The 22,950-nt window shown below is 48.6% G+C and carries 21 protein-coding genes; 17 read left to right on the top strand and 4 right to left on the bottom strand.

The genetic code is table 11. The annotated features are described in order from the left end of the window. Positions 1-3: 3 nt before the first annotated feature. The gene (gene fliI / locus HAL07_RS05640; RefSeq protein ID WP_053945419.1) at positions 4-1,314 is read right to left on the bottom strand and encodes a flagellar protein export ATPase FliI; all 1,311 of its coding nucleotides are present in this window, start codon (positions 1,312-1,314) and stop codon (positions 4-6) included. An 87-nt stretch (positions 1,315-1,401) separates the two neighbouring features. Here fliI and tig point away from each other — a divergent pair, with 87 nt between their 5' ends. From tig to HAL07_RS05670, 6 genes are read left to right on the top strand one after another with little or no spacing between them, the layout of a single operon-like run. Next, positions 1,402-2,712 carry a trigger factor gene (gene tig, locus HAL07_RS05645; RefSeq protein ID WP_053941263.1) on the top strand — a complete coding sequence of 437 codons (1,311 nt, stop codon included), beginning with the start codon at positions 1,402-1,404 and terminating at the stop codon, positions 2,710-2,712. Beyond that, entirely contained in the window at positions 2,709-3,302 is a 594-nt protein-coding gene (clpP, locus tag HAL07_RS05650; protein ID WP_053941262.1) for an ATP-dependent Clp endopeptidase proteolytic subunit ClpP, read from the top strand. Before tig ends, clpP begins: the two co-directional genes overlap by 4 nt. Continuing rightward, positions 3,302-3,817 carry a peptide deformylase gene (gene def, locus HAL07_RS05655; RefSeq protein WP_053945420.1) on the top strand — a complete coding sequence of 172 codons (516 nt, stop codon included), beginning with the start codon at positions 3,302-3,304 and terminating at the stop codon, positions 3,815-3,817. The genes clpP and def overlap by 1 nt, the downstream gene beginning before the upstream one ends. A gap of 11 nt (positions 3,818-3,828) precedes the next feature. After that, positions 3,829-5,340, top strand: coding sequence for a YifB family Mg chelatase-like AAA ATPase (locus tag HAL07_RS05660; RefSeq protein WP_053945660.1), 1,512 nt, complete (start codon positions 3,829-3,831; stop codon positions 5,338-5,340). 2 nt (positions 5,341-5,342) lie between these two features. Further along, complete coding sequence (locus HAL07_RS05665; protein ID WP_053945421.1) at positions 5,343-7,394, top strand: heavy metal translocating P-type ATPase; 2,052 nt, start codon at positions 5,343-5,345, stop codon at positions 7,392-7,394. A gap of 56 nt (positions 7,395-7,450) precedes the next feature. Continuing rightward, positions 7,451-7,915 carry a DUF1104 domain-containing protein gene (locus HAL07_RS05670; RefSeq protein WP_053941259.1) on the top strand — a complete coding sequence of 155 codons (465 nt, stop codon included), beginning with the start codon at positions 7,451-7,453 and terminating at the stop codon, positions 7,913-7,915. A gap of 15 nt (positions 7,916-7,930) precedes the next feature. On the opposite strand, the gene HAL07_RS05675 is transcribed toward HAL07_RS05670, so the two are convergent. Next, complete coding sequence (locus HAL07_RS05675; protein ID WP_202903483.1) at positions 7,931-8,380, bottom strand: N6-threonylcarbamoyl adenosine t(6)A37 modification in tRNA; 450 nt, start codon at positions 8,378-8,380, stop codon at positions 7,931-7,933. 109 nt (positions 8,381-8,489) lie between these two features. Between HAL07_RS05675 and HAL07_RS05680 the strand changes: the two genes are divergently transcribed. The 4 genes from HAL07_RS05680 (at position 8,490) to gyrB (ending at position 14,302) form a co-directional block, all read left to right on the top strand. Continuing rightward, complete coding sequence (locus tag HAL07_RS05680) at positions 8,490-10,166, top strand: methyl-accepting chemotaxis protein (RefSeq protein ID WP_053945422.1); 1,677 nt, start codon at positions 8,490-8,492, stop codon at positions 10,164-10,166. A 3-nt stretch (positions 10,167-10,169) separates the two neighbouring features. Continuing rightward, the gene (gene ruvC / locus HAL07_RS05685) at positions 10,170-10,631 is read left to right on the top strand and encodes a crossover junction endodeoxyribonuclease RuvC (RefSeq protein ID WP_202903484.1); all 462 of its coding nucleotides are present in this window, start codon (positions 10,170-10,172) and stop codon (positions 10,629-10,631) included. A 2-nt stretch (positions 10,632-10,633) separates the two neighbouring features. Next, on the top strand, positions 10,634-11,935 hold the full coding sequence (gene dnaA / locus HAL07_RS05690) for a chromosomal replication initiator protein DnaA (RefSeq protein ID WP_053945424.1): 1,302 nt from the start codon (positions 10,634-10,636) through the stop codon (positions 11,933-11,935). Between the two features lie 63 nt (positions 11,936-11,998). Then, complete coding sequence (gene gyrB / locus HAL07_RS05695; protein ID WP_197271590.1) at positions 11,999-14,302, top strand: DNA topoisomerase (ATP-hydrolyzing) subunit B; 2,304 nt, start codon at positions 11,999-12,001, stop codon at positions 14,300-14,302. 81 nt (positions 14,303-14,383) lie between these two features. On the opposite strand, the gene HAL07_RS05700 is transcribed toward gyrB, so the two are convergent. Together HAL07_RS05700 and HAL07_RS05705 are read right to left on the bottom strand one after the other, a co-directional pair. Next, positions 14,384-15,022, bottom strand: coding sequence for an ABC transporter ATP-binding protein (locus tag HAL07_RS05700; RefSeq protein WP_053941254.1), 639 nt, complete (start codon positions 15,020-15,022; stop codon positions 14,384-14,386). Positions 15,023-15,028: 6 nt separating this feature from the next. Beyond that, complete coding sequence (locus HAL07_RS05705; RefSeq protein ID WP_231624706.1) at positions 15,029-16,264, bottom strand: apolipoprotein N-acyltransferase; 1,236 nt, start codon at positions 16,262-16,264, stop codon at positions 15,029-15,031. A 143-nt stretch (positions 16,265-16,407) separates the two neighbouring features. Here HAL07_RS05705 and HAL07_RS05710 point away from each other — a divergent pair, with 143 nt between their 5' ends. The 7 genes from HAL07_RS05710 (at position 16,408) to HAL07_RS05740 (ending at position 22,946) form a co-directional block, all read left to right on the top strand. Then, positions 16,408-16,992, top strand: a complete 585-nt coding sequence (locus HAL07_RS05710; RefSeq protein WP_053941295.1) for a CvpA family protein — start codon at positions 16,408-16,410, stop codon at positions 16,990-16,992. 11 nt (positions 16,993-17,003) lie between these two features. Then, entirely contained in the window at positions 17,004-18,500 is a 1,497-nt protein-coding gene (gene lysS / locus HAL07_RS05715) for a lysine--tRNA ligase (RefSeq protein ID WP_053945425.1), read from the top strand. After that, positions 18,493-19,734 (top strand): serine hydroxymethyltransferase, encoded by a 1,242-nt coding sequence (locus tag HAL07_RS05720; protein ID WP_053945426.1) that lies wholly within the window; start codon positions 18,493-18,495, stop codon positions 19,732-19,734. Before lysS ends, HAL07_RS05720 begins: the two co-directional genes overlap by 8 nt. 9 nt (positions 19,735-19,743) lie before the next feature. Beyond that, a complete protein-coding gene (locus HAL07_RS05725; RefSeq protein WP_053941251.1) occupies positions 19,744-20,286 on the top strand; it encodes a DUF1882 domain-containing protein in 543 nt (180 codons plus the stop codon). A gap of 12 nt (positions 20,287-20,298) precedes the next feature. Beyond that, positions 20,299-21,234, top strand: coding sequence for an SPOR domain-containing protein (locus tag HAL07_RS05730; protein WP_053945427.1), 936 nt, complete (start codon positions 20,299-20,301; stop codon positions 21,232-21,234). An 80-nt stretch (positions 21,235-21,314) separates the two neighbouring features. Further along, entirely contained in the window at positions 21,315-21,692 is a 378-nt protein-coding gene (locus HAL07_RS05735; RefSeq protein ID WP_197271589.1) for a RidA family protein, read from the top strand. A gap of 9 nt (positions 21,693-21,701) precedes the next feature. Beyond that, positions 21,702-22,946: an NAD(P)/FAD-dependent oxidoreductase gene (locus HAL07_RS05740; RefSeq protein WP_053941248.1), complete on the top strand. Its 1,245-nt coding sequence runs from the start codon at positions 21,702-21,704 to the stop codon at positions 22,944-22,946. The last annotated feature ends 4 nt before the right edge of the window (positions 22,947-22,950 follow it).

The following is a 22,950-nucleotide window of genomic DNA, read 5'->3' on the forward strand; positions in this document are numbered from 1 at the left end:
CTTTTAAGGGGCTTGCACAATTTCTTGCAACATCTGCACGCTCTCTTGGCTAGAGATGATCTCTTCCTCCTCTTGGGCTAAAAATGCATCCATGGCGCTTTTTTTATCCATCGCCTCGTCTAATTCCTCATCAAAACCCCGTTGGTAAGAACCGATGCGAATCAGTACCTCGTTTTCTTTAAGCATGGCATAAAGTTTGCGGAATTTGCGGGCCGCGAGCATGTGATCGTGGCTGCTCACCTCTTTACTCACCCTTGAAGCGGAGTTTAAAATATTGATGGGCGGGTAAATGCCATGGTCGGTGAGCTCTCGGCTAAGCACGATGTGTCCGTCTAAAATGCTGCGGCTTTGGTCGGCAATCGGATCGCTCAAGTCATCGCCCTCCACAAGCACGGTGAAAAAGGCGGTGATGCTCCCCTTGTTTTGCTCCTTGCCCGCGCGCTCCATCAGCTGGGGTAAGAGGGTTAGGCTTGAAGGGGGGTAGCCCTTGCTGGTGGGTGGCTCACCTAGGGCTAACCCGATCTCTCTTTGTGCCATCGCAAAGCGCGTTACAGAGTCCATCATAAAGAGCACATCATGCCCTTGGTTTTTAAAGTACTCGGCCACGCTCATGGCACAAAACGCCCCGTATTTGCGCATCAAAGGCGCGTCATCGCTCGTGGCGACCACTAAAACGGTGTTGTCTAAGTTGCCTTGTAAATTCTTGTGGATAAACTCAGGGATCTCCCGCCCCCTCTCCCCAATGAGGGCGATCACCTTAATTTGCGCTTCGCACCCTCTGACGATCATCCCCATTAAAGTGCTTTTACCCACCCCGCTGCCCGCAAAAATGCCTAACTTTTGCCCCTTGCCGCAGGTGAGCAAGCCGTCAATGCTTTTGACCCCCACGCCAAAAGGCTCGTCAATGATCCCCCGATCTAAGGGCTTGATGGGCGCAACCATCACGGGCGCATAGGCACTAGCCCTAACATACCCCAAACCATCTAAGGGGTTGCCAAGAGGATCGAGCACGCGCCCTAAGAGCCCCTCGCCCACAGGAAAGCTTAAGCCTGCGCGCATAAACAGCACCCGATCGCCCACTCTGCACCCCTCCACAAAGGAAAAAGGCGTGAAGCCAAATTGCTCTTTTTCCACAACCACGACCATCCCTAGACACTCTGACCCGTCTGCCTTTTGCACCTGCACCACATCCCCCACAGAGGGCAAAAACCCGCTCACAAAAACCATATTTGGCAAGATTTTTACCACCACGCCATAGCGGGGGGATAGGTCTCTTGGGTGTTGCAACTTGGAGCGCAAAACTTCTAGGGACATGAAAACTCCTGCTTAATTTTAGATTAACACACCTTTAGGTAGAATGCAAGGTTTATTATACTTTAATTAAACCCCAAGGAGTTTTGTATGGATTTAACGACTAAAAGGTTAGATGGCGCGAATGCGTCTATCAGCGCCAAGCCTTCGGTGCAGGATTTTGAGAAAAAGTCCCACAGCATCGCGCAAAAAATTGCCAAAAACACCAAGTTAGACGGGTTTAGAAAAGGTAAAGTTCCCCTAGACATCATCAAGCAGCGCTACCAAGGGCACATCCAACAAGAGAGCGAAAAAGAGATGCTCGATGCGATTTTGCAAGAGGGGAGCAAGGCGTTAGAGATCACCCCCCAAGATATGATCGGCAACCCATCGATTCAAAAGTTTGAAAAGCAAGCCGAGCATTTTGACATTGAAATGCACATTGGGTTGCGCCCCCAAATCGACCTTTCAGGGGTGTTTGCGTGCGTACCTAGTTTCTCTTTGGAGGAAATCCAAGAAAGCGCCGTTGAAGAACGCTTGCAACATTTAGCCAAAGAGAGGGCAACCTTTACAGACGCGCCTGAAGAAAAGGCGGTGGCCAATGGCGATGGCGTGATTTTTGATTTTGAAGGCTTGTTAAACAACCAACCTTTTGAGGGCAATCAGGCGCGCAACTTCGCCCTTGTGGTGGGTGAAAACCGCCTTTTGCCTAGCTTTGAAAAGCAGTTGGTGGGCATGAAAAAGGAGGAAGAAAAGTATTTTTCAGTCCCTTTCCCTAAAGACTACGCCAACGCCACGCTGGCGGGTAAAGAGGTGTCTTTTCATGTGAAATTGCATAAAATCCAATTGCGCCAAATCCCCGAAATCGATGATGCCTTTGTTAAGATGGTTTTAAACCAAGAGAAAGAGCCCACGCTTGAAATGCTAAAAGAGCGCGTTAAAAACCAACTCTTTTTGGAGGCCAAAACCAAGCTCTACAACCAACAACTCAAAGAAACCTTGATCGACAAGCTCGACAAAGGTCTAAACTTTGATCTGCCCCAAACCATCATCGAGCAGGAAATGGATTTGGTTTTTCGCCAAGCCCTGCAAAACATGAAGCCCGAGGAGATTAAAGAATTGCAAGAGGACCCCAAAAAGGTCAAGAAAAAAAGGGAGAGTTTTAGAGAACAAGCCCGCCGCAGTGTGAAAGTTACTTTCATCATCGATGCGCTCGCCAAACAGGAAAATATCCAAGTGGCAGACAACGAAGTTTTTCAAAGCATTTACTACGAGGCGATGATGACGAACCAAAACCCCCAGCAGACCCTAGAGTTTTACCAAAGAAACAACATGCTCCCTGCGGTGAAAATGGCGATGGTCGAAGATCGGGTTTTAACTTTCTTATTAGATAAACAACTCCCCCAAGAGGCACACGCATGAACTATGTCCCCATCGTCATTGAAAAAACGGGGCGGGGAGAGCGCAGTTATGACATTTACTCAAGGCTCTTAAAAGATCGCATCGTTTTGCTCAGTGGAGAGATCAATGACGCGGTGGCGGCGGCCATTGTGGCACAACTCTTGTTTTTAGAAGCCGAAGACCCCGAAAAGGACATCAACCTTTACATCAACTCCCCGGGGGGGTCTGTAACGAGTGGTTTTAGCATTTACGACACCATGAATTACATCCACCCTGACATTTGCACCATTTGCGTGGGGCAGGCCGCGTCTATGGGGGCGTTTTTACTCAGTTGCGGGACAAAGGGCAAACGTTTTTCTTTGCCAAATTCAAGGATCATGATCCACCAACCCATTGGAGGCACGCAAGGGCAGGCCACCAACATTGCCATTTACACCAAAGAAATTTTACGCCTTAAAGGGGTGCTAAACCAAGTCATGGCAGACAACACAGGCCAGCCCTTAGAGAAAATCGAGCAAGACACCGACCGCGACTTTTTTATGAGTGCTGAGGAAGCCAAAGCATACGGGCTTGTGGATGCAGTGCTCGTTAAGAGCCAAAAGCAAGGCTAATGGCTCTTTTGGAGTTGGTGCGTTACCCGGACAAACGGCTTAGAAAACGCTCTCAGGAGGTCGTGCTCTTTGATGAGGCTTTGCACCAGCTCTTAGATGACATGCACGAAACCATGCTCGCCAATAAGGGCATCGGGCTAGCGGCGATTCAAGTGGGCGTGCCTAAGCGCGTTTTGCTCGTGCATGTGCCAAGAGAGGACGACACCCAGCCGCCCGAGGACTGCCTAGAGATCATCAACCCCACTTTAATGCAAACAGAGGGGGAGATTTTATGGCGGGAGGGGTGCTTGTCTGTGCCTGAGTTTTACGAGGAAGTGTTGCGGCATGCCAACATCACACTGGGCTATCAAGATCGCTTTGGCAATGCTAAGGTGTTGCAGGCCAGCGAGCTTTTGAGCGTGGCGATTCAGCACGAAATGGACCACTTAAACGGGGTCTTGTTCGTGGATAAATTGTCGATGTTGAAGCGTAAAAAATTTGAAAAGGAATTTAAGAAAAACCTAAAGAGTCCTTAATGCAAACGCAAGTGGTGAATGCGCTTTATTGTGCTACAATGGCTGGGGCGAGTGCCCAAATCGTGGAGGTTGAAGCCACTTTTACCCGCGCCCTGCCCGCCTTTGTGATCTCAGGGCTTGCCAACAACGCCATCCAAGAGTCCAAACAACGGGTACAATCCGCCTTGCAAAACAACGGCTTTACTTTCCCCCCGCTTAAAATCACCATCAATTTATCCCCCGCCGACTTGCCTAAAAGCGGGAGTCATTTTGACTTGCCCATGGCGCTCTTGGTTGCCTTGCAAAAACAGCCTTTGCAGGGCCAATGGTTTGCTTTTGGCGAGCTGGGGCTAGATGGGCGCATCAAGCACAACGAGGCGATTTTTCCCATGCTCTTAGACATCGCCTTGCAAAAGCCCGGCGCGCATGTAATCGTGCCAAGTTTAGGCAAAGAGCTTTTTAGCTTGATCCCTAATTTGCACTTGCACTTTGTGGCACATTTGCAAGAAGCCTTGCAAGTGCTAAAAAACCCGGCCACCATCCCTGCAAGACCCCCTTTAAACTTGCCCTTTGCTAGCCTAGAGCTTAACGGGCAACGTTACTACTACACCACAGATTTTGCCCTAGACTTTAAAGAGGTGCGGGGGCAAGAGGTGGCTAAAGAAGCGGCACTCGTTGCGGCAGCAGGGTTACACAATATTTTATTTGAGGGCAGTCCGGGCTGTGGCAAGAGCATGATCGCTAAACGCTTGCGCTACATTTTACCCCCAAGCACTCTAGCCGAAATGATCGAAGCGGTGAAGCTTAGAATTTTGAGCCAACAGGAGGGCAATTATAGCCCGCTAAGAAGCTTTAGAAGCCCGCACCAAAGCGCATCCAAGTCGAGTATTTTAGGCTCTACGCAGGGCAATGCCCCTAGCCCGGGTGAAATCGCGCTTGCGCACAATGGGGTTTTGTTCTTTGATGAGTTGCCCCACTTTAAAAGAGAGGTTTTAGAGGGCTTGAGAGAGCCGATGGAGAATCATAAATTGGTGATCTCAAGGGTGCATAGCAAGATCGAGTACAACACTTCGTTTTTGTTCGTGGGGGCGATGAACCCCTGCCCTTGTGGGAATTTAATGGATGTGTCTAAAGTCTGCCGCTGCCAAGAGAGAGAAATTTTGGCCTATAAAAACCGCCTAAGTGCGCCCTTTTTAGACCGCATCGATTTATTCGTGCAAATGGCCGTGATCCAAGAGGACGCAAAAAGCACGCTTAACTCAAAGGCCATGCACGAACAAGTGCTAGAGGCGTTTAAAATGCAAAAAATGCGCGGACAAGAAGTGCTCAATGGCAAATTGCAAGAGAGCGACATCACCACCTTTTGTCCGCTCGAGCCTGAGGCGCGGCATTTATTAGAGCAAGCCACCTTGCGCTTTGGCTTGTCTGAGCGGGCAGTGAGTAAGAGTAAAAAAGTCGCCCGCAGCATTGCGGATTTACAAAGGTGCGCTACCATCAACAAACGACACATGCTTAAAGCGTTGCAATTTAGAAAAGTGGGGTGAAAATGCAAAAATATTACTTCAAGGGGCTAGATTGCCCCGATTGCGCCAACAAATTAGAGGCGGAATTAAACAAACAAAGCTATGTCAAGGCGGCGCAGGTGTCTTTCAACACAAACACCCTGTATTTAGACTGCCAAGACTTTTCTAAAGCTTTGGCGTTGATCAAGCGTTTAGAGCCTGAAATGGTGCTCTTGACAGAGCAGGCTAAGGAGGAGCAGGTTTTAAGCCCCATACCCCTTGTGGCTTGCATTGTTTTATTTGTGCTGTCTGTGGGGGTGCTGCACTTTGTGGCAAGCCCCATTGTAAGGGATTTAGCCTATGTCCTTTTGGCGGGGGTGTATCTCTTTGCCGGTAAGGATGTGTTCTTAGGGGCGTTTAATGGCCTTAAAAATAAACGCTTTTTTGATGAGAACACGCTGATGCTCAGTGCCACCATTGCCGCCTTTTGCGTGGGGGCGTATGAAGAATCCGTGTCTGTGATGGTCTTTTACTCAGCGGGCGAGTTTTTACAAAAATTAGCCATCAAGCGGTCTAAAAAGTCCTTGCAGACTCTCTTAGATGTCGCTCCCAATTTAGCCTTCATCAAAAGAGAACATGGCCTAGAGCAGGTGCGCCCTGAGGAGCTAAAGATCGGCGACATTGTCGTGGTGAAGGTGGGCGAGAAAGTCCCCACAGATGGGGTCGTTTTGAGTGGAGAGAGCCTATTGGATCAAAAGCCCTTAACGGGTGAGTCCCTGCCGGTCAATGTGCGCGAAAACAGCCCCATTTTAGGCGGCAGCATCAACTTAAAAGCCGTGTTGGAGGTGAAGGTCAGCAAGATTTACAGCGACTCTTCTGTCGCTAAAATCGTGGATTTAGTGAGCAACGCCGTGAGCCAAAAATCCCAAACCGAAAAATTCATCACCACCTTTGCCAAATACTACACCCCCGCCGTCTTTGCCATCGCTCTAGCCATCGCCACAATCCCCCCCCTCTTAGGGCATGGCAGCTTTGACGAGTGGATTTATCGGGGGCTCATCGCTTTGATGGTGTCTTGCCCTTGTGCGCTGGTGATCTCTATCCCGCTGGGCTACTTTGGGGGCGTGGGGGCAGCAAGTCGGCTGGGGGTGTTGATTAAAAGCGTGCATACCTTAGAAACGCTCATCAAGGTTAAAAACATTGCCTTTGACAAAACGGGGACTTTAAGCAAGGGGGAATTTGAGGTCGTGGATGTGGTGAGCCAGCCTAATTTTAGCCGTGAAGATGTCTTGCGCTTTGCCAGCTGTGCGCAGATTTTATCCACCCACCCCATCGCTAAATCCATACAAAAGGCTTGCCAAAATCTATGCGAGCACCAAATCGAGGAATTTAACGAGATCGGCGGTATGGGCGTGCAGGCTAAATGCCACGCAAATTTAATCATAGCGGGCAACGAACAAATCTTGCATAAATACAACATCCCCCACCCTTGTTGCTCTTTAGAGGGGACCATTGTACATGTGGCGACAAATGGGGAATATGTCGGGTATATCGTGGTCGCCGACACGCTCAAAGAGGACGCTAAAGAGTGCCTACAAGCCCTTAAAAAAGAGGGGCTAGAGCACTTTTGCATCCTAAGCGGGGACAACGAATACGCCACAAAGAGTGTCGCCAAATCTCTAGATTGTACCTACAATGCCGGGTTATTACCCGAGCAAAAGGTGGTGGCTTTCCAAGATTTTAAAGCCAAGCACAGAGGGTTAAGTGCGTTTATCGGCGATGGAATCAACGATGCGCCCACTTTGGCAATGGCAGATGTGGGCGTGGGCATGGGCAGTGCCAGCCAAGTGAGCAAAGAGAGCGCGGACATTGTGATCACCAACAACGCCCTAAACTCCATTGTGCAGGTTTTTAAAATCGCCAAGAAAACACGGGGTATTGTGGTGCAAAACATCGTTTTTGCGCTCGGCATCAAAGCCATGTTTTTAATTTTAGGGGTTTTTGGGGAGGCGAGTCTTTGGGAAGCGGTCTTTGGGGATGTGGGTGTAACTTTGATTGCCCTAGCCAATTCTATGCGCACCATGCGCATTAAGTAATTGTTAGGTTTTTAAGGCTAGAATGAAGGCCTTTTATTTTTATACAAAGGATGCTTATGAAATTGTTACGCTTATTTGCCATGTCAGGGGTGCTTGTGGCCGCCCTCAATGCCCAAACCATTGGGCTTAATGTCTTCCCTGAATACCAAGCTAAACCCGACCAAGAAATGCTAGACATGGCGGGCAAAGTGGAGGCCAAAAAGGTGATCATCTATTTGAGCGAAATGAAAAACCGCTACAATAAAATGACTCCCAAGCACAAAGCGGAGTTTCAAAAACACTTCCAAGATGTGTTGGCCAAAAACATCTCTAAAATGAGCCCCTCTCAGCGCAAAAAAGAGCTCAACATGATTGAAAAGGCCTTGGTCACACGCGAGAACAACATCAAAAACCTAGAGTCAGAAATCCAAGAGGAGTATAGCTACATCGATCACTGGAAAAAGGTCTTGCAATCCGGCACTTTTTACGATGATCTGCAAAAAAACGGCTTTAATCTCCCCGCCGGTGCCAAGAAACACTAAGGGCGTGTGCGTTGGCTAGCGCAAACGCCTTTTATAGCTGCGCCCCAGCTTAATGATCTTGGAGGGGGAGCGGGCGGCAAGCCCGCGCCGATCTTCTATGATGGTGTCTGCTAAAGCGAAGGCGATCTTGGGGTCGTGGCTTTGTCCGCTTAAATTTGCCGAAGTGCTAAAGACGATCCCCAATCTTTTTAAAAAGACCAAAGTTTCAGGGTCTTGCACCACTCTAAAGGCTTGGCCTTTATAAATAAAGGTGGCTTTAAGTCGGCGCACCAAGCGGCGGTGTTTTGGTGGCACTCTAGGCAAGTCTTTAAAGCAGGCACCCACCCGCAAAAGGGGTTTGTTTTTAGGGCTGTTTTTGGCGCGGTTCAGCCGATCTTGATCGTGGCTAAAAAAGCCTACGGTGGTGTCGCTTTGGGCTAAAAGCACGCCTAAACGCGCGCTTAAATTTTCTTTGCTAGCTTGCATGTTGGTGCCCCTTTTTTCCCATTTTAGCTAAATCCCTTTTTAAAACTTTCAAAAAATTCATGTTAGAATGCAAGCTTGTTTATTTACCCCAACATTGGCGAGGAAGACCATGAATCTTGGAGCGAAGATTATAGGCGTTATTTTTTTGTCCCTCTTGATTTTGGGGAGCGCCGTGATATTGATCGCAAACCACAAGCAAAACAAGCTGATTCTTTCGATTTTAGACAGCCAAAAACGGGGGGATACCATCAGCCGCCAAAACGATTTGCGCTACATCACCCACTTACTAGAGCAGGGCATTTCTGGCTTTTATAAGGCCTTCCCTAAAGAGCAGGCGCAAAAAATGGCGTTGGAATACTTTGGAAAAATCAACGCCGATAAGGGCATGGTCTATATGGTTGTGGTGGATATGGAGGGCAAGGTGCTTTTCGATCCGGTCAATCCCACCACCGTAGGCAAGAGCGGGCTACACTTAATGAGTGTGGATAATGTCTGCTATGTGTGCGGTTACATCAAGCAAGCCAAGCTAGGAGGGGGCTACACCTACTATAAAATGCCTAAGTTTAATGGTGGCGTGCCTGAACCCAAGGTTGCTTATAGCCATTATGACCCTGTGAGCGATATGGTGATCGTATCCACGACCTACTTTAGCGACATTTTAAGCGCTTCCTTAAAAACACGCCAAGAAGTGCAGACAAAGGTGGTGAAAAACTCTAGTGTTTTGACGATGTGGATCGCCACGATCATGGCGATTTTAATTGTACTCACCACGATTTTCACTTTCTACACCATCGTCCGCCGCTTGAACCGGCTTGTGCAAAAGGTGCATGACTTTAGTCTAGGCGATCGGGACTTGACACAGCGCATCCGTGTCAGCCGCAGCAATGACGAGATAGGTAAAATCGGAAAGGGGATCAACCACTTTGTGGAGAATATCCAAGAGTTTTTTAACAACATCAAGTCAAACAGCCACAACAACAGCGAGGTCGTCCAGACCTTGCACTCTAACATCAATAGCGCCTTAGTGAGCATGCAAAGGCGCACAGAGATGCTAAAACAAATCCAAAACAGAAGCAACGACATTGGCATGGTTGTGAGCCAAACCGCTGAAGAGGCGGAAGAAAGCAAGAAAAGCCTAGCTGAAGTGCAAGAATCTATCCGCACTTCAGACAAGGCGGTGACTAATTTATTTGACCAAATCACGGAGGCTAGCCACACCGAAGAGGACTTGGCCAGCAAGGTCGAGCAACTCAGCAAAAACGCCGACAGCGTGAAGAGCATTTTACACATCATCAACGACATCGCCGATCAAACAAATTTATTGGCTTTAAACGCCGCCATTGAAGCGGCTAGAGCCGGGGAACACGGACGGGGCTTTGCGGTGGTGGCCGATGAAGTGCGTAACCTAGCCGCACGCACACAAAAAAGCCTAGCCGAGATCAACAGCACGATCGGGGTGATTGTGCAAGAGATCAACGATGTCAGCAGCCAAATGAACTTAAATTCTAAAAAGATCGAGCAACTTAGTGGTGTGAGCCTAGAGGTGCAGCAGCAATTTAAGGGCATGAGCGAGAACTTAGATGGGGTGATTGGGCGAGTCAATGCTTCGATTGAGCGCATCATTGAGACAAAAAAAGACATAGACAACATCAACAAAGACTTTGTAGAAATTGAGGCTATCAACAAAAAAACAACCCATGGAGCGAGCTTGATCATCGAGGCAGCCAACTCTCTTAGCAGTGCCACAGCCGAGCTGAACGACAAAATTAGGCAATTTAAATCCTAGGTGTTGGTCTTAGGCATCGATCCGGGGAGTCGCAAGTGCGGGTATGGAGTGATCGATTCGCACAAATCTAAGCTTGTGGGGGCGGGGTTTATCAAGGTGCAAAACGCGCCTTTACAAGAGCAAATTTTAGAGGTGGTGGCCGGCTTAGAGCTGGTCTTTAAGACCTATCCCATTGTTGAAGTGGCGATGGAGGATATTTTTTACGCCTACAACCCTAAAAGCGTGTTGAAGTTGGCGCAATTTCGCGGGGCGCTGGGGCTTAAAATCTTGCAAGAAAAGGGGCATTTTAGCGAATACACCCCCTTACAAATCAAAAAAGCGATCACAGGGCATGGCAAGGCGAGCAAGGAGCAAGTGGCGTTCATGGTAAAAAAAATCCTAGGCATTAAAAGCTCCCTAAAACCCCTAGACATCACGGACGCGATCGCCATTGCCCTAACCCACGCCCAACAGCGCAAAATTTAGGGATGTTAGAGGATTTGTTAGAAACGCTAAAGGGGCAAGTGAGTGCCTACGAGTACAAAACCTATATGCAAAACTTGCGCTTTGATGCGCATGCCTCAAAGGCGGATTTGGTTGTATTTTATGCTCCCAATATTTGGGTGTGTAATTACATTAAAACCCGCTACGGCGCGCTTTTAGAGCAAATTTTAAGCTCTAAGAAAAATTGTCCCGTGCAGGTGCAAATTGTCCCCCCCCAAGAAAAGCCCAAAGCCCCTCCAAAACCCTTAATAAGAGCCCATAAGAACCCGTCTTTAAACCCCGCTTTCACCTTTGACACCCTAGTCGTGGGGGCATGCAACCACATGGCCATCAAGGTCGCCTCCCAAGTGGCGCAAAAAAGCGGAGTGTATAACCCTGTGCTCTTCTTTGGGGGCGTGGGGCTTGGCAAAACCCACATTTTAAACGCCATCGGCAACTTGGCTTGTGATCGTTTGCAAAGCGTGCTCTATGTGACTGCCGAGCAGTTTTTAAACGACTATATTTTTCGCCTCGGCAACCACAGCATGGACAAATTCCAAGAAAAGTACCGCTCTTGCGATTATCTCTTGATCGATGATGTGCAGTTTTTTGGCGGTAAAGAGATGGTGCAAGAGGAGTTTTTCCACACTTTTAACACCTTGCACGCGCAGGGCAAACAAATTGTGATGAGTTCAGACAGACCCCCTAAACACATCAAAGGGCTAGCCGATCGCTTGCTCTCGCGTTTTGAAATGGGCATGATCGCCAGCATCCAAGCCCCTATGTTAGACACCAAGATCGCCATCATCACGCAAAAATGCCAACTCAACCACATTTGCATGGATAAAGAAGTTGTGGAATATCTAGCCAGCCACATCCACGAAAACATCCGTCAGCTCGAGGGCGCGCTCTTGCGGCTAAACGCCACAGCGACTTTAAGCGGGGAGGAGATCAGCCTGCGCATGGCGCAAGAAATCTTAAAAGACACCACCAAAGAGTGCTTGCACGAAGTGGGCCTAGAGGATATTTTAAGGGTCGTGGCGCAAACTTTAAATGTCAAACCCACGGACATCCGCAACAACTCGAGAAATCGCCAAGTCGCCCTCGCTAGAAAGATCATCATCTACCTAGCCCGCACTTTAACAGACCTATCCACGACCGCTTTAGCGCAATTTTTGGGCTTGAAAGATCACAGCGGGGTGAGCAAGGCGAGCAAGACCATTGCCCAAAGCATGGCCAAAGAAAACCACACCAAATTATTGGTCGAGGAAATGCAGGCCAAGATCAACAGCCCCAAGCCCGTTTAATCTAGTTTGTAGTATAATCCTTAAGGAAACTCCATACATTAAATCATGAAAAAAGAGGAAGCGATGCAGTCTTACATGGGCGATAAAATTAAAGTACTCAAGGGTTTAGAGGGGGTGCGCAAACGCCCGGGGATGTATATTGGGGACACCAACATTAATGGCCTGCACCACATGGTTTATGAAGTGGTGGATAACTCCATTGATGAAAGCATGGCAGGTTTTTGCACGCAAATTAAGATCACTTTAACGCAGTACGGCTCGTGCATTGTAGAGGACAATGGGCGGGGCATCCCTGTGGATATCCACTCCACAGAGGGCATCCCCGCTGCCACAGTCGCGCTCACGGTGCTGCACGCCGGTGGCAAGTTTGACAAAGAAACTTATAAAGTTTCAGGCGGGTTGCATGGCGTGGGGGTGAGTGTTGTCAATGCTTTATCTAAGAAGCTTTTAATGACCATTAAAAGAGAGGGCAAGATTTACACCCAAGAATTTGAAAAGGGCGTGCCCGTAGCCCCGCTTGCAGAAGTGGGCGACACCAAAGAGAGGGGGACCACCATTGAGTTTTTCCCCGATGAGAGCATCATGGAAGTTGTGGCCTTTGATGCGAAGATTTTAAAAAAACGCTTCCAAGAGATGGCGTATTTAAACCACAGCGTTACGATCACTTTCCACGACCAACCGGGCAACCTAAAAGAAGTCTATCATTACAAAGACGGCTTAAAGCAATTTATTTTAGACACCAACAAAGCCCCTTTAATCTCTAATGTCATCACCTTTGGTGGTGAGGGAGAGGACATGGAAGTGGAGATCGCCCTAGCTTACAATGAGGGTTACAGCGAGCAAATGTTTAGCTTTGTCAATAACATCCGCACGCCCGAGGGGGGCACGCACGAAACGGGTTTTCGCATGGGACTTAGCCGTGCCATTTTAAACTACATCCAAGAAAACGCCAATGCCAGAGAAAAAGAGGCGGGGGTGATCCAAGAGGACATTAAAGAGGGCTTGGTGGCGGTGGTGTCGGCTAAGGTTTTAGAGCCACAATTTGAGGGGCAGACCAAGGCAAAGCTTGGCAGCTCTTTTGTCCGCCCCATTGTGGCAAAGCTGGTGTATGAAAAAATGGCAAAATTCTTTGAGGAAAACCCCAGCGTGGCTAAGGCGATCATGCAAAAGGCGCTCTTGGCGGCTAGGGGCAGAGAGGCGGCTAAAAAGGCAAAAGAGCTCACCCGTAAAAAGGACAATTTGAGCGTGGGGACTTTGCCGGGCAAGCTAGCCGATTGCCAAAGCAAAGACCCCAAAGAGTGCGAAATCTATTTAGTGGAGGGAGATAGTGCGGGCGGCTCGGCCAAGCAGGGCAGGGACCGCGCCTTTCAAGCCATTTTGCCCTTAAGGGGCAAGATTTTAAATGTAGAGAAGTCGCATTTAAGTAAGATTTTAAAGTCTGAAGAGATCAAGAACATGATCACCGCTTTTGGGTGCGGCGTGGGCGAGGAGTTTAACCTAGAGAAACTGCGCTACCATAAAATCATCATCATGACCGATGCCGATGTGGATGGCAGCCACATCCAAACCCTATTGATGACCTTTTTTTACCGCTATTTAAAGCCTTTGATCAGCAACGGGCATGTCTATATCGCCCAACCCCCCCTTTATCGCTTTAAGAAAAAGAAGATTGAAAAATACTTAAAAGATGAAAAAGAGCTCAACCACTTTTTAATCGAGCATGGGATTGATAGCACTTCTATTGAGGGCATTGGGCGGGCGGATTTGCTCGCCTTGTTAAAGACTTTGAGTGCTTACCGATCGGTGTTGAAGGAATTAGAAAAACGCCCCTTGCTGTTTGAGGTGTTGCGCTATTTAGTGGAGTTGGCCGCCCGCCCCGCCTTTGAAACCCTAGCCAAAGATTTACGCACCTTTTTAGAAAGCATCTCTTGTCAGGTGTTGAGCCAAGAGATGATGGAGGGCGGCGTGCATTTCTTTGTGCGCACAAAATTAGGCCTAGCCGAGCTCTTGGTCGATGAAGCCTTGTTTAACGACCCCCTTTTTAAAGAAGCCCAAGATTTGGCAAACAAGATCAAAGAGTTTGACCTAAGCGTGTTGGGCATGGATGGCTTGGACTTTTTAGCCGACATCGAGGGGCGGGCCAAGCAGGGAGCCTACATCCAGCGCTACAAGGGACTAGGAGAGATGAACCCCGAGCAACTTTGGGAAACCACGATGTTTGCGAGCAACCGCAACTTGTTAAGGGTGGCCTTAGAAGATGAAGAGAGCGCGGATGCGGCGTTTAATTTACTCATGGGCGATGAAGTCGAGCCGCGCCGGGTATATATCCAAACCCACGCCAAGGATGTGAAAAATTTAGACATTTAAACGGCAGGTCTTGGCTTGTGGTTTAAGGCCCGCGCACCTCGCGCGTGGGTCAGTGTTTTGTGTCGGCGTTTTTAAAGCCAGCTAAAGTAAGCGCAAAGTTTGGTTTTCTAAAAGATAGGTGCGGGTGCAACCTCTGGCGATCTTTTCATCGTGGGTGGCTAGGATCAAAACCCCTTGTTGCTGGCAGATATAATCTTGCAACACCGCCATCACGGCTAGGGCGGTGGCGCTATCAAGGTTGCCCGTAGGCTCATCGGCAAAGATGATTTTAGGCTTCTTGGTTAAGACCCTTGCGATAGACAGCCTTTGTTGTTGCCCGCCACTGAGCTCCCCGATTTGTTGTTTTAAGGTGTGGGCAATGCCTAGTTGCTCTAAAAGTTTAGGATTGAGGGGCTGGCTGGTAAGGATCGAGGCCACTTGTAAATTCTCCAAAGCGTTAAAGCCTCTAAAGAGGTAGTGCGCTTGGAAAATGATCCCGATATCGTGCCGTCTAATGGCTAAAAGGGTCGTTAGGGGCAGGGCGTAAATGTCGGGGTGTTTAAATAGACGCACTTGCCCCTGCAAGGGTTTTAGCATGGTCGAGAGGTTGTTTAATAAACTTGACTTCCCGCTCCCGCTCACCCCCAAAAGCGCAATGGACTCGCCGGGGGTGGCGTGTAGGTGCAAGTCTTGATATAACCAGTTGTCAAATTTATGGCTTAAATGGGTGGCTTCTAGCATAGTACTTCACTGAAAAATTTGATCGCCAAAGAGCGTGGGGCTTAGGATATAGGCGGGGGATTGGTTGGTGCTGTGGATGATGGTTTTATGAAAGCGCCGCGCGTAGTACTTTAAAAGCGTGCGCTGTAAAAACGGCTCAATGCTGGGCACAAACCACGCATTGTTGCTTAGAACCACTAAATAAGGCGGGCTGTCTTTGTAGGCTTTGGCAGAAGTGCCCTCATAGCACACAAGGGGGCGGAAAGCTAGGGCGCTGGTGTGTGTGTCTGTAAAGTGGGTGGCATGCCCTAGCTTAAACACCTCAGCCCCAAAGAAAAAGCGATCTAGGGCGTTGGCGATGAAGTCTGGAAAAGGCATGCTCTCGCCAAAGGGGGCTAAAATGACCTTGTGGGCGTAGCTGTAACGCCCCTTGTCAAAAATATAAGTCGAATTGTAAATCGTGTTGCCCTCTTCATAGAGCGCGCCCGCAACGATGGTGATTTGTTGGCTTAGTTGCAAGAGCGGGAGGATTAAAGAGCTTTTGTTTAGAGCAATGGGGAAAGCGGTTTCAGGTAAAATCACGGCTTTTTGGTGTTTGCCAATCGCCTCATTAATGCGGGCAAAATTCGCATCAATGTTTAACTTCAGCTCGGCATTGCTCCACTTGTCTGCTTGATTAATGTGGGTGCTAATGGGCGTGATGTCTTTTAGTGGCAAAGTGGCTCTAGGCATTTGCAAACTGGATAAGAGCAACACTCCGGCAAAAATGCGGGCATAAAGGGGGCTTAAATGCCTCTCTAACAGGAGTGCAAGCGCACACAAAATGATCAAAAAGCTGAGTTTATCCACCCTAAAAAAAGAGTAGGCAAAGAAAGCGTCTGGCACAAACCAATCAAAACCAAAGGGGTGTATGTAGCTAGACAGCCACAAGGCGGGCACTCTATAAAGCAAAGATTGCCAAAAAAGCAAGAGATAAAACAACACGGCATAACAAAGCGCCACTAAAAGGGCAATAAGAGGGATCAAAAAGGGGTAGGGGTTGTAGCGAAAACTCAAAGCGCACCAATAAAACATGCCAAGACCCACAAACAGCCCGAATAAAAAGCGTTGTTTGGCTTTTAGGCGCAAACAGGCCCATAGACTTAAGGGAGCTAAAAAACTCTGTATGGTGGCTAAAACTTTAGGCGCACCGCTTAAAATTGCCCCCACATACAGAGGGGATAAAAACAGCACAGCCCAAAGAATCGGGGATCTGAGGGGCAAAAAAAGCGGGTGCTTCAGACTTAAGAAAAACAAAGAAACCTCTGATGTCGGCTATATTTTAAGTTTTGCATTGTAAAATACCTTATCTTAAAGATTGGATTATCCTTAGGGCTTCTGTTGAATTTTTTAAAAGATGGGTGTTGATGGGTTCTTATATCGACATTGCTTTATTGGTGTTTGTGGTTTTGGTTGGGATTCGGGGGTTTTATAATGGCTTTGTCGATGAAGTGGCCGGGTTGTTGGGCATCGTGGCGGGGGTGTTTTTAGCCTCCAGATGGGCACAGGCTGTGGGGACAAGCTTTGCAAACCACATCCACGCTTTTAAAGATTCTTCGATAAATGACTTGGTCGGCTTTGTGGTGGTGTTGGCGGGGGTGTGGATCGCCTTTTTAATCGTGGGGATTGTGGTGAGTAAGGCCATCACCCTTAGCAATTTGGGCGTGCTGGATAAAATTTTAGGCTTCATCTTTGCCTGCGCTAAGATGTTTTTAATCTTGTCTTTCTTGCTTTATGCCATCTCCCGCCTCGCCTTTATGAAAACCATAGACACTTACCTACACACCCATAGCCAAGTTTATCCTTACATGCACCGCGTGGCTTCGCACATTTTGCAAATTAAAGAAGTGCAAGAATTTGGAGAGATGATCCAGCAAAAAGCCCAAAACGCGAAAAAAGAGAGCACCCAACTTTTAGAAAAAGCGCAAAAAAACCTTGAACCAACCCATTAAAAGCGAAATTTATGTTTGACACCCCCTATATCCAACAACGCTTACAAAAAGCCCAAGCCCTGCGCCAAGCGCATAAAAACCCCTACGACAACCAAGTACAGCGCACCCTAGACAACGCCCACTTTTTAGACAAATTCAGCGACCTACACACCAAAGACGAACCCAAAGACCCAAATAGCACCCACGCTTTAGTGGGACGGGTGCGCTTTATCCGCCTGATGGGCAAGGCGTGCTTCATTAAGATTGAGGATCAAAGCGCCTTAGTGCAAGTGTATTTGTCGCAAAACGACTTAGGCAAAGAGAGCTTTGAGGATTTTAAAAAGTGCGTGGAGGTGGGCGACATTGTCAATGTCATCGGTTACCCCTTTGTCACCAAAACGGGGGAATTGAGCCTACATGCCAGTGCTTACAAAATCTTGACAAAGGCGATTGTGCCCTTGCCTGAGAAGTTCCATGGCTTAAGCGATATAGAGCTGCGCTACCGGCAACGCTATGTGGATTTAATCGCCAACCCCGAGGTCAAAGAGGTGTTTAAGACCCGCAGCAAAATTGTCGCGACCATCCGCCGTTTCTTTGAAGACAAGGGCTTTTTAGAGGTGGAAACCCCCATGATGCACCCCATCGCCGGCGGGGCCAATGCCCGCCCTTTCATCACCTACCACAACGCCCTAGAGGTACAGCGCTACCTAAGAATCGCCCCCGAATTGTATTTAAAACGCCTTGTGGTGGGCGGGTTTGAGGCAGTGTTTGAGATCAACCGCAATTTTAGAAACGAGGGGATGGACCACTCCCACAACCCCGAATTCACGATGTTAGAGTTTTATTGGGCGTACAAGACTTATGAGGATTTGATCACGCTCACCAAAGAGCTTTTTAGCACGCTCTTACACGCCCTAAATTTACCCACCATCATCTCCTATCAAGAACACCAAATTGATTTTAACACCGTGCGGGTGCTGGGCTTTAAAGAAGCGCTAGAGCAAGTGGGCGGGCTAGACAAAGACACCATCGACGACCCCGCTAAATTGCAAGCTTACTTAGAGAGTCAAGGCGTGCGCTTAGAGGGTTTAATCAGCCATGGCAAACTCTTGGCCGAAGCTTTTGATTTGTGTGTGGAGCATAAGCTCATCAACCCGACTTTTATCACAGAGTACCCCATTGAAATCAGCCCCCTAGCAAGGCGGAGCGACTCTAACCCTAAGATTGCCGATCGCTTTGAGCTGTTTATCGCCGGTAAAGAAATCGCCAATGGCTTTAGTGAGCTCAACGACCCCATCGACCAATACGGGCGCTTTGAGGAGCAGGTCAAAGCTAAAGAGAGCGGGGATGAAGAGGCGCAATTCATGGATACGGACTATGTGTGGGCTTTAGGGCATGGCATGCCTCCCACCGCCGGCGAGGGGATCGGCATCGATCGGCTCGTGATGTTGCTCACCAACTCTAAGACGATTAAAGATGTGATTTTATTCCCGGCGATGAAGCCTGAAAACAAGGACAGCCATGCCTGATTACTTTTTAGAGCAGAGCGACCCCGAGCTGTTTGGGCTGATTAAGGACGAGTGGGCGCGCCAAAACACCCATTTAGAAATGATTGCCAGCGAGAATTACACCTTTGAAAGTGTCATGGAGGCGATGGGAAGCGTTTTGACGAATAAATACGCTGAGGGCTACCCCCATAAGCGCTACTATGGGGGCTGTGAGGTGGTGGACAAAATTGAAAGCCTAGCCATTGAGCGGGCCAAGAAATTGTTTAATTGCGCCTTTGTCAATGTGCAACCCCACTCGGGCTCTCAGGCAAATATGGCGATCTACCACGCCTTGCTAAAACCCTACGACAAGATGTTGAGCATGGAACTTAGCAGTGGGGGGCATCTAACCCACGCTTCAAAAGCGAGCATGAGCGGGCAACACTTTCAGGGGTTTCATTATCAAGTCAATGCCAAGGGGTGGATCGATTACGAGGAAGTGGAAAAAATCGCCCAAATTGTGCGCCCTAAGCTCATCGTCTGTGGGTATTCGGCTTACCCTAGAGAGATCGATTTTAAGCGTTTTAGAGAAATTGCCGACTCGGTGGGGGCGTATTTAATGGGCGACATCGCCCACATCGCCGGACTGGTGGTGGCCGGTGAGCACCCCCACCCCCTGCCCCACTGCCACATCGTCAGCAGCACCACGCACAAGACCTTAAGAGGGCCTAGGGGCGGGTTGGTTTTCACCAACGATGAAGAAATCGCCGCTAAAGTCAATAAAGCCCTGTTTCCGGGCACGCAGGGCGGGCCCTTAATGCATGTCATCGCCGGCAAAGCAGCTGGATTTTTAGAAAACTTGAAGCCAGAGTGGCAAGCTTACGCCAAAGCCGTGAAAGCCAACGCGCAGGTTTTGGTGCAAGGGCTGTTGGAGCGGGGGTTTGATTTGGTGAGCGGGGGGAGCGATAATCATTTGCTGATGATGCGCTTTGAAGACTTTAGCGGCAAAGAGGCAGAAGAGGCACTAGGTAGGGCGGGGATCATTGTCAATAAAAACACGGTGCCCAATGAAAAGCGCAGCCCCTTTATCACAAGCGGGATCAGGCTAGGTACAGCCGCCCTGACAAGTAGGGGGCTGGATGCTAAGGCTTTTGCTTTTATCGCTGAAAAAATAGCCCAAGTGTTGCAAAACATCAAGGGCGATCAAAGTGTTGTTTGTAGAGAAATTGAAGCGTTTGCGCAAGGGTATAAAACTTATGCACACCCCATTTTTTAAGGAACACGCATGGTTGAAATGGATTTAAAATTAATCAAAATGCAAACAGGTTTTTACTACTCCCTAAAACCGGGCTTAGGGCAGAGAGTGACTCACATGGGGCGTTGCTATTACGATAAATTCGAAAGAGTCGAAGCCCCCCTCACTTCCATGCTCATCCAAAAGCACTGGAAAAAAGAGATCACCATCGCCCACGCTTTGGTGCTGCCTAACAACAAAGTTGAAAACATCGTGTTTGATTACAACGGGCGCAATCCCGAGCGCTTTTACCACAAGGCGCAGCTGCTCTTAAGAGAGGAGGGCTTTATCAATTTTACCGCCTACGAGAGCAAGACCCCCGGGCATTTGCACCTTTACATCCACAAGGGGCACACCCAGCTTAGTGAGGGGCAACACCTAGCCCGCACCCTGTCTATGAAGCTTGCGCAAAGCTTACCCAATGAGTGGCGCACTTTTCCAAACAACGATCTACCTCTTTACTTCAATATCTTGGTTTTGCCCTATAGAGTTTATGCCAAAGAGAGGGGCGCAAGCTGGGCACGGCATCTATAAGAAAGGATTACAATGGAAGACAAAAATAGATTTAATGAGCTCGAGCAGGGCTTGAATAAAAGGCTCAATGAAGTGGTGGAAGAGGAGCAAAAAAGTTCAGGGTTTAAAAAAATCTTACTCATTGTGGCCATCGCTCTCATCATCTTAGTGGTGGTGGTTGTGGTGTTTTACAAGAGCACAAGGGAGCCGGCCAAGAGCGCGTCTTTGCCCCCTGATAAAAACATGCAAAAAATTGGCAATGCCCGCGATTTTGAAAGCTTGACTTTAGAGCCGGCGGTGAAAAAGCCCGAGGAAGATCGCTTTGACAAAATCGTCAAAGACATCCAAAGCAAGCAAAACCAACCCCCCCTAGATACACAGAACAACCCAGAAAACAAACAACTAAACGCTTTGCCTGTAAGCCCTTTGGATAAGACCCGCGCGCCAAAAGACATTCCCGCAGAGCCCGCCCCCACACCCCCTCAACACCAAGCGCGCAAAGCAGAGCACCCCATCCACCAAGAAACCCACCAAGAGGCGCACAAAGCAGAGCATAAAGAGCGCAAGCAAGCGCATAAAGAAGCCCACGAAAAGAGCGCAAAAACCCACCAAGAGGCGCACAAAGCAGAGCATAAAGTTGCCCCCCACGCAGCGCACAAAACAGAACACCGCGAGGCCCCCAAGCCCCACACAGCACACAAAGCAGAGCACCCTGCCCCCTCTGCTAAGGCCAAACATCCGGCTAAAGCAGGTCTGCCTAAGGGCTTTTATTTGCAAGTGGGTGTGTTTAGCAAAACCCCAAATCCCAAGTTTTTAGAAGCCATTAAAGCTTATCCGCACAAGGTCCAAGACTTCCACGGGCAGAAACGCTACTTGATCGGCCCCTTTGAGAGCCAAGAAAAAGCCAATGAAGAGTTAGAAAAAGTGAGTCAGGATGTGGCTAAACCCGTGCATGTGCAGATTAAGTAGCCCCCCTATCAGCTCAAACACAGCTTGCATAGGGTATAGTCGCTAGTCTTTTTATTTTTTAATCTAAACAAAGGATGAGCATGAACGCTGTGCATTCTGAAAAGGCCCCTAAGGCCATTGGCCCTTATTCTCAAGCGATCGCCACGCAAAACCTTGTGTTTGTGTCCGGACAATTAGGCATCAACCCTGCGACAGGTGAGTTTGCCGGTGCAGACATCAAGGCGCAGACCACGCAGGCGATGGAAAACATCAAAGCCATTTTACACGCCGCCGGCCTTGGCATGGAATCCATTGCCAAAACCACCATTCTTTTAAAAAGTTTGGACGACTTTGCAGTGGTGAATGAGATTTACGGGAGCTACTTTAAAGAGCCCTACCCCGCGCGCGCCACTTTTCAAGTCGCAAAACTTCCTAAAGATGGCTTGGTAGAAATCGAAGCCATCGCCCAAAAAAAATAGGAGAGGTCTATGCAAAAAGATGCCGTTGTCATCGGCGGGGGCATAGTCGGCCTTAGTTGTGCCTATTCCTTACATAAGTTGGGCCGCAAGGTTACGGTGATTGAAAAGGGAGATGGAAGCAATGGGACATCCTTTGGCAATGCCGGATTAATATCCGCCTTTAAAAAATCTCCGCTCTCATGCCCGGGTGTGGTGAGCGATACGCTAAATCTCATGTTAAAGGGCCAAGCCCCTTTAAGCATCCACTGGGGCTTAAATGCCCAGCTTTACAAGTGGCTGTGTAAGTTCGTGAGAAGTGCAAACGCCAAAGCAACCATGCGCACGATGGCGCTTTTTGAGCGTTATGGGTGGTTAAGCATCGATGTTTATCACGAAATGCTGGCCGATGGCATGGATTTTTGGTATAAGGAAGACGGACTTTTGATGATCTACACCCTGCAAAGCAACTTCGAAAAAAAGGTCAAGTTGTGCCAAGATCACTACGACCCCAAGACCTACGAAGTCTTTGATGCCAAAAAAACCCTAGAGTACATGCCCGTGGCTAAAGAGGAAAACATCGCTGGGAGTGTTCTTTTGACCGAAAATGCCCATGTAGATGCTAGGGAAGTGATGGAGCACTTGCAAACTTATTTGCAAAATGTGGGCGTGGAGTTTTATTACAATGAGGAGGTGTTGGACTTTGAATTTAGCGGAAATAAAATCAATGGCATCATCACCACCGCTAACCGCATCCAAGCCGACACGATTGTTTTATCCACCGGCGCAAACCCTCACCTCATTAAAAAAACCGACAACGACTTTTTAATGATGGGCGCAAAGGGTTATAGCATCACCTTTGAAATGGAAGAGGAGCTCAAACCCAAAACCTCTTCTCTCTTTGCCGACATCTTCTTGGCAATGACTCCTAGAAGAAACACCGTGCGCATCACCTCTAAGTTGGAGTTAAACACCCTCGATCCGAGCATCACACCCGCGCAGATCGCCAACATGAAGAAAAACTTCACCACCTTTACCAAGCCCTTTGTGATGCGTAATCCCGTAGAGTGGAGCGGCTTTAGGCCCCTAACCCCTAATGACATCCCCTACTTAGGCTATGATAAAAAATATAAAAACCTCATCCACGCCACAGGGCTAGGCTGGTTAGGGATCACCTTTGGCCCCGCCGTTGGCCGTGTCATCGCCAATTTAACCACCAAGGGCACAAACGAGAAAAGCGCGGATATTATGCTTTTCTCTGCCTTTTTTAGGGATTAACATG

This window comes from Helicobacter ailurogastricus, from assembly GCF_001282945.1.
GTDB lineage: Bacteria > Campylobacterota > Campylobacteria > Campylobacterales > Helicobacteraceae > Helicobacter > Helicobacter ailurogastricus.

What these genes read in the sequence shown, in the direction of transcription:
- lysS (WP_053945425.1), top strand. Translation starts at nt 17,004, where the DNA reads ATGTTTGACACCCCCTATATCCAACAACGCTTACAAAAAGCCCAAGCC.
- HAL07_RS05725 (WP_053941251.1), top strand. Translation starts at nt 19,744, where the DNA reads ATGGTTGAAATGGATTTAAAATTAATCAAAATGCAAACAGGTTTTTAC.
- def (WP_053945420.1), top strand. Translation starts at nt 3,302, where the DNA reads ATGGCTCTTTTGGAGTTGGTGCGTTACCCGGACAAACGGCTTAGAAAA.
- HAL07_RS05720 (WP_053945426.1), top strand. Translation starts at nt 18,493, where the DNA reads ATGCCTGATTACTTTTTAGAGCAGAGCGACCCCGAGCTGTTTGGGCTG.
- fliI (WP_053945419.1), bottom strand. Translation starts at nt 1,314, where the DNA reads ATGTCCCTAGAAGTTTTGCGCTCCAAGTTGCAACACCCAAGAGACCTA.
- HAL07_RS05735 (WP_197271589.1), top strand. Translation starts at nt 21,315, where the DNA reads ATGAACGCTGTGCATTCTGAAAAGGCCCCTAAGGCCATTGGCCCTTAT.
- HAL07_RS05675 (WP_202903483.1), bottom strand. Translation starts at nt 8,380, where the DNA reads ATGCAAGCTAGCAAAGAAAATTTAAGCGCGCGTTTAGGCGTGCTTTTA.
- HAL07_RS05710 (WP_053941295.1), top strand. Translation starts at nt 16,408, where the DNA reads ATGGGTTCTTATATCGACATTGCTTTATTGGTGTTTGTGGTTTTGGTT.
- clpP (WP_053941262.1), top strand. Translation starts at nt 2,709, where the DNA reads ATGAACTATGTCCCCATCGTCATTGAAAAAACGGGGCGGGGAGAGCGC.
- tig (WP_053941263.1), top strand. Translation starts at nt 1,402, where the DNA reads ATGGATTTAACGACTAAAAGGTTAGATGGCGCGAATGCGTCTATCAGC.
- HAL07_RS05700 (WP_053941254.1), bottom strand. Translation starts at nt 15,022, where the DNA reads ATGCTAGAAGCCACCCATTTAAGCCATAAATTTGACAACTGGTTATAT.
- HAL07_RS05740 (WP_053941248.1), top strand. Translation starts at nt 21,702, where the DNA reads ATGCAAAAAGATGCCGTTGTCATCGGCGGGGGCATAGTCGGCCTTAGT.
- HAL07_RS05670 (WP_053941259.1), top strand. Translation starts at nt 7,451, where the DNA reads ATGAAATTGTTACGCTTATTTGCCATGTCAGGGGTGCTTGTGGCCGCC.
- HAL07_RS05730 (WP_053945427.1), top strand. Translation starts at nt 20,299, where the DNA reads ATGGAAGACAAAAATAGATTTAATGAGCTCGAGCAGGGCTTGAATAAA.
- HAL07_RS05665 (WP_053945421.1), top strand. Translation starts at nt 5,343, where the DNA reads ATGCAAAAATATTACTTCAAGGGGCTAGATTGCCCCGATTGCGCCAAC.
- gyrB (WP_197271590.1), top strand. Translation starts at nt 11,999, where the DNA reads ATGCAGTCTTACATGGGCGATAAAATTAAAGTACTCAAGGGTTTAGAG.
- dnaA (WP_053945424.1), top strand. Translation starts at nt 10,634, where the DNA reads ATGTTAGAGGATTTGTTAGAAACGCTAAAGGGGCAAGTGAGTGCCTAC.
- HAL07_RS05680 (WP_053945422.1), top strand. Translation starts at nt 8,490, where the DNA reads ATGAATCTTGGAGCGAAGATTATAGGCGTTATTTTTTTGTCCCTCTTG.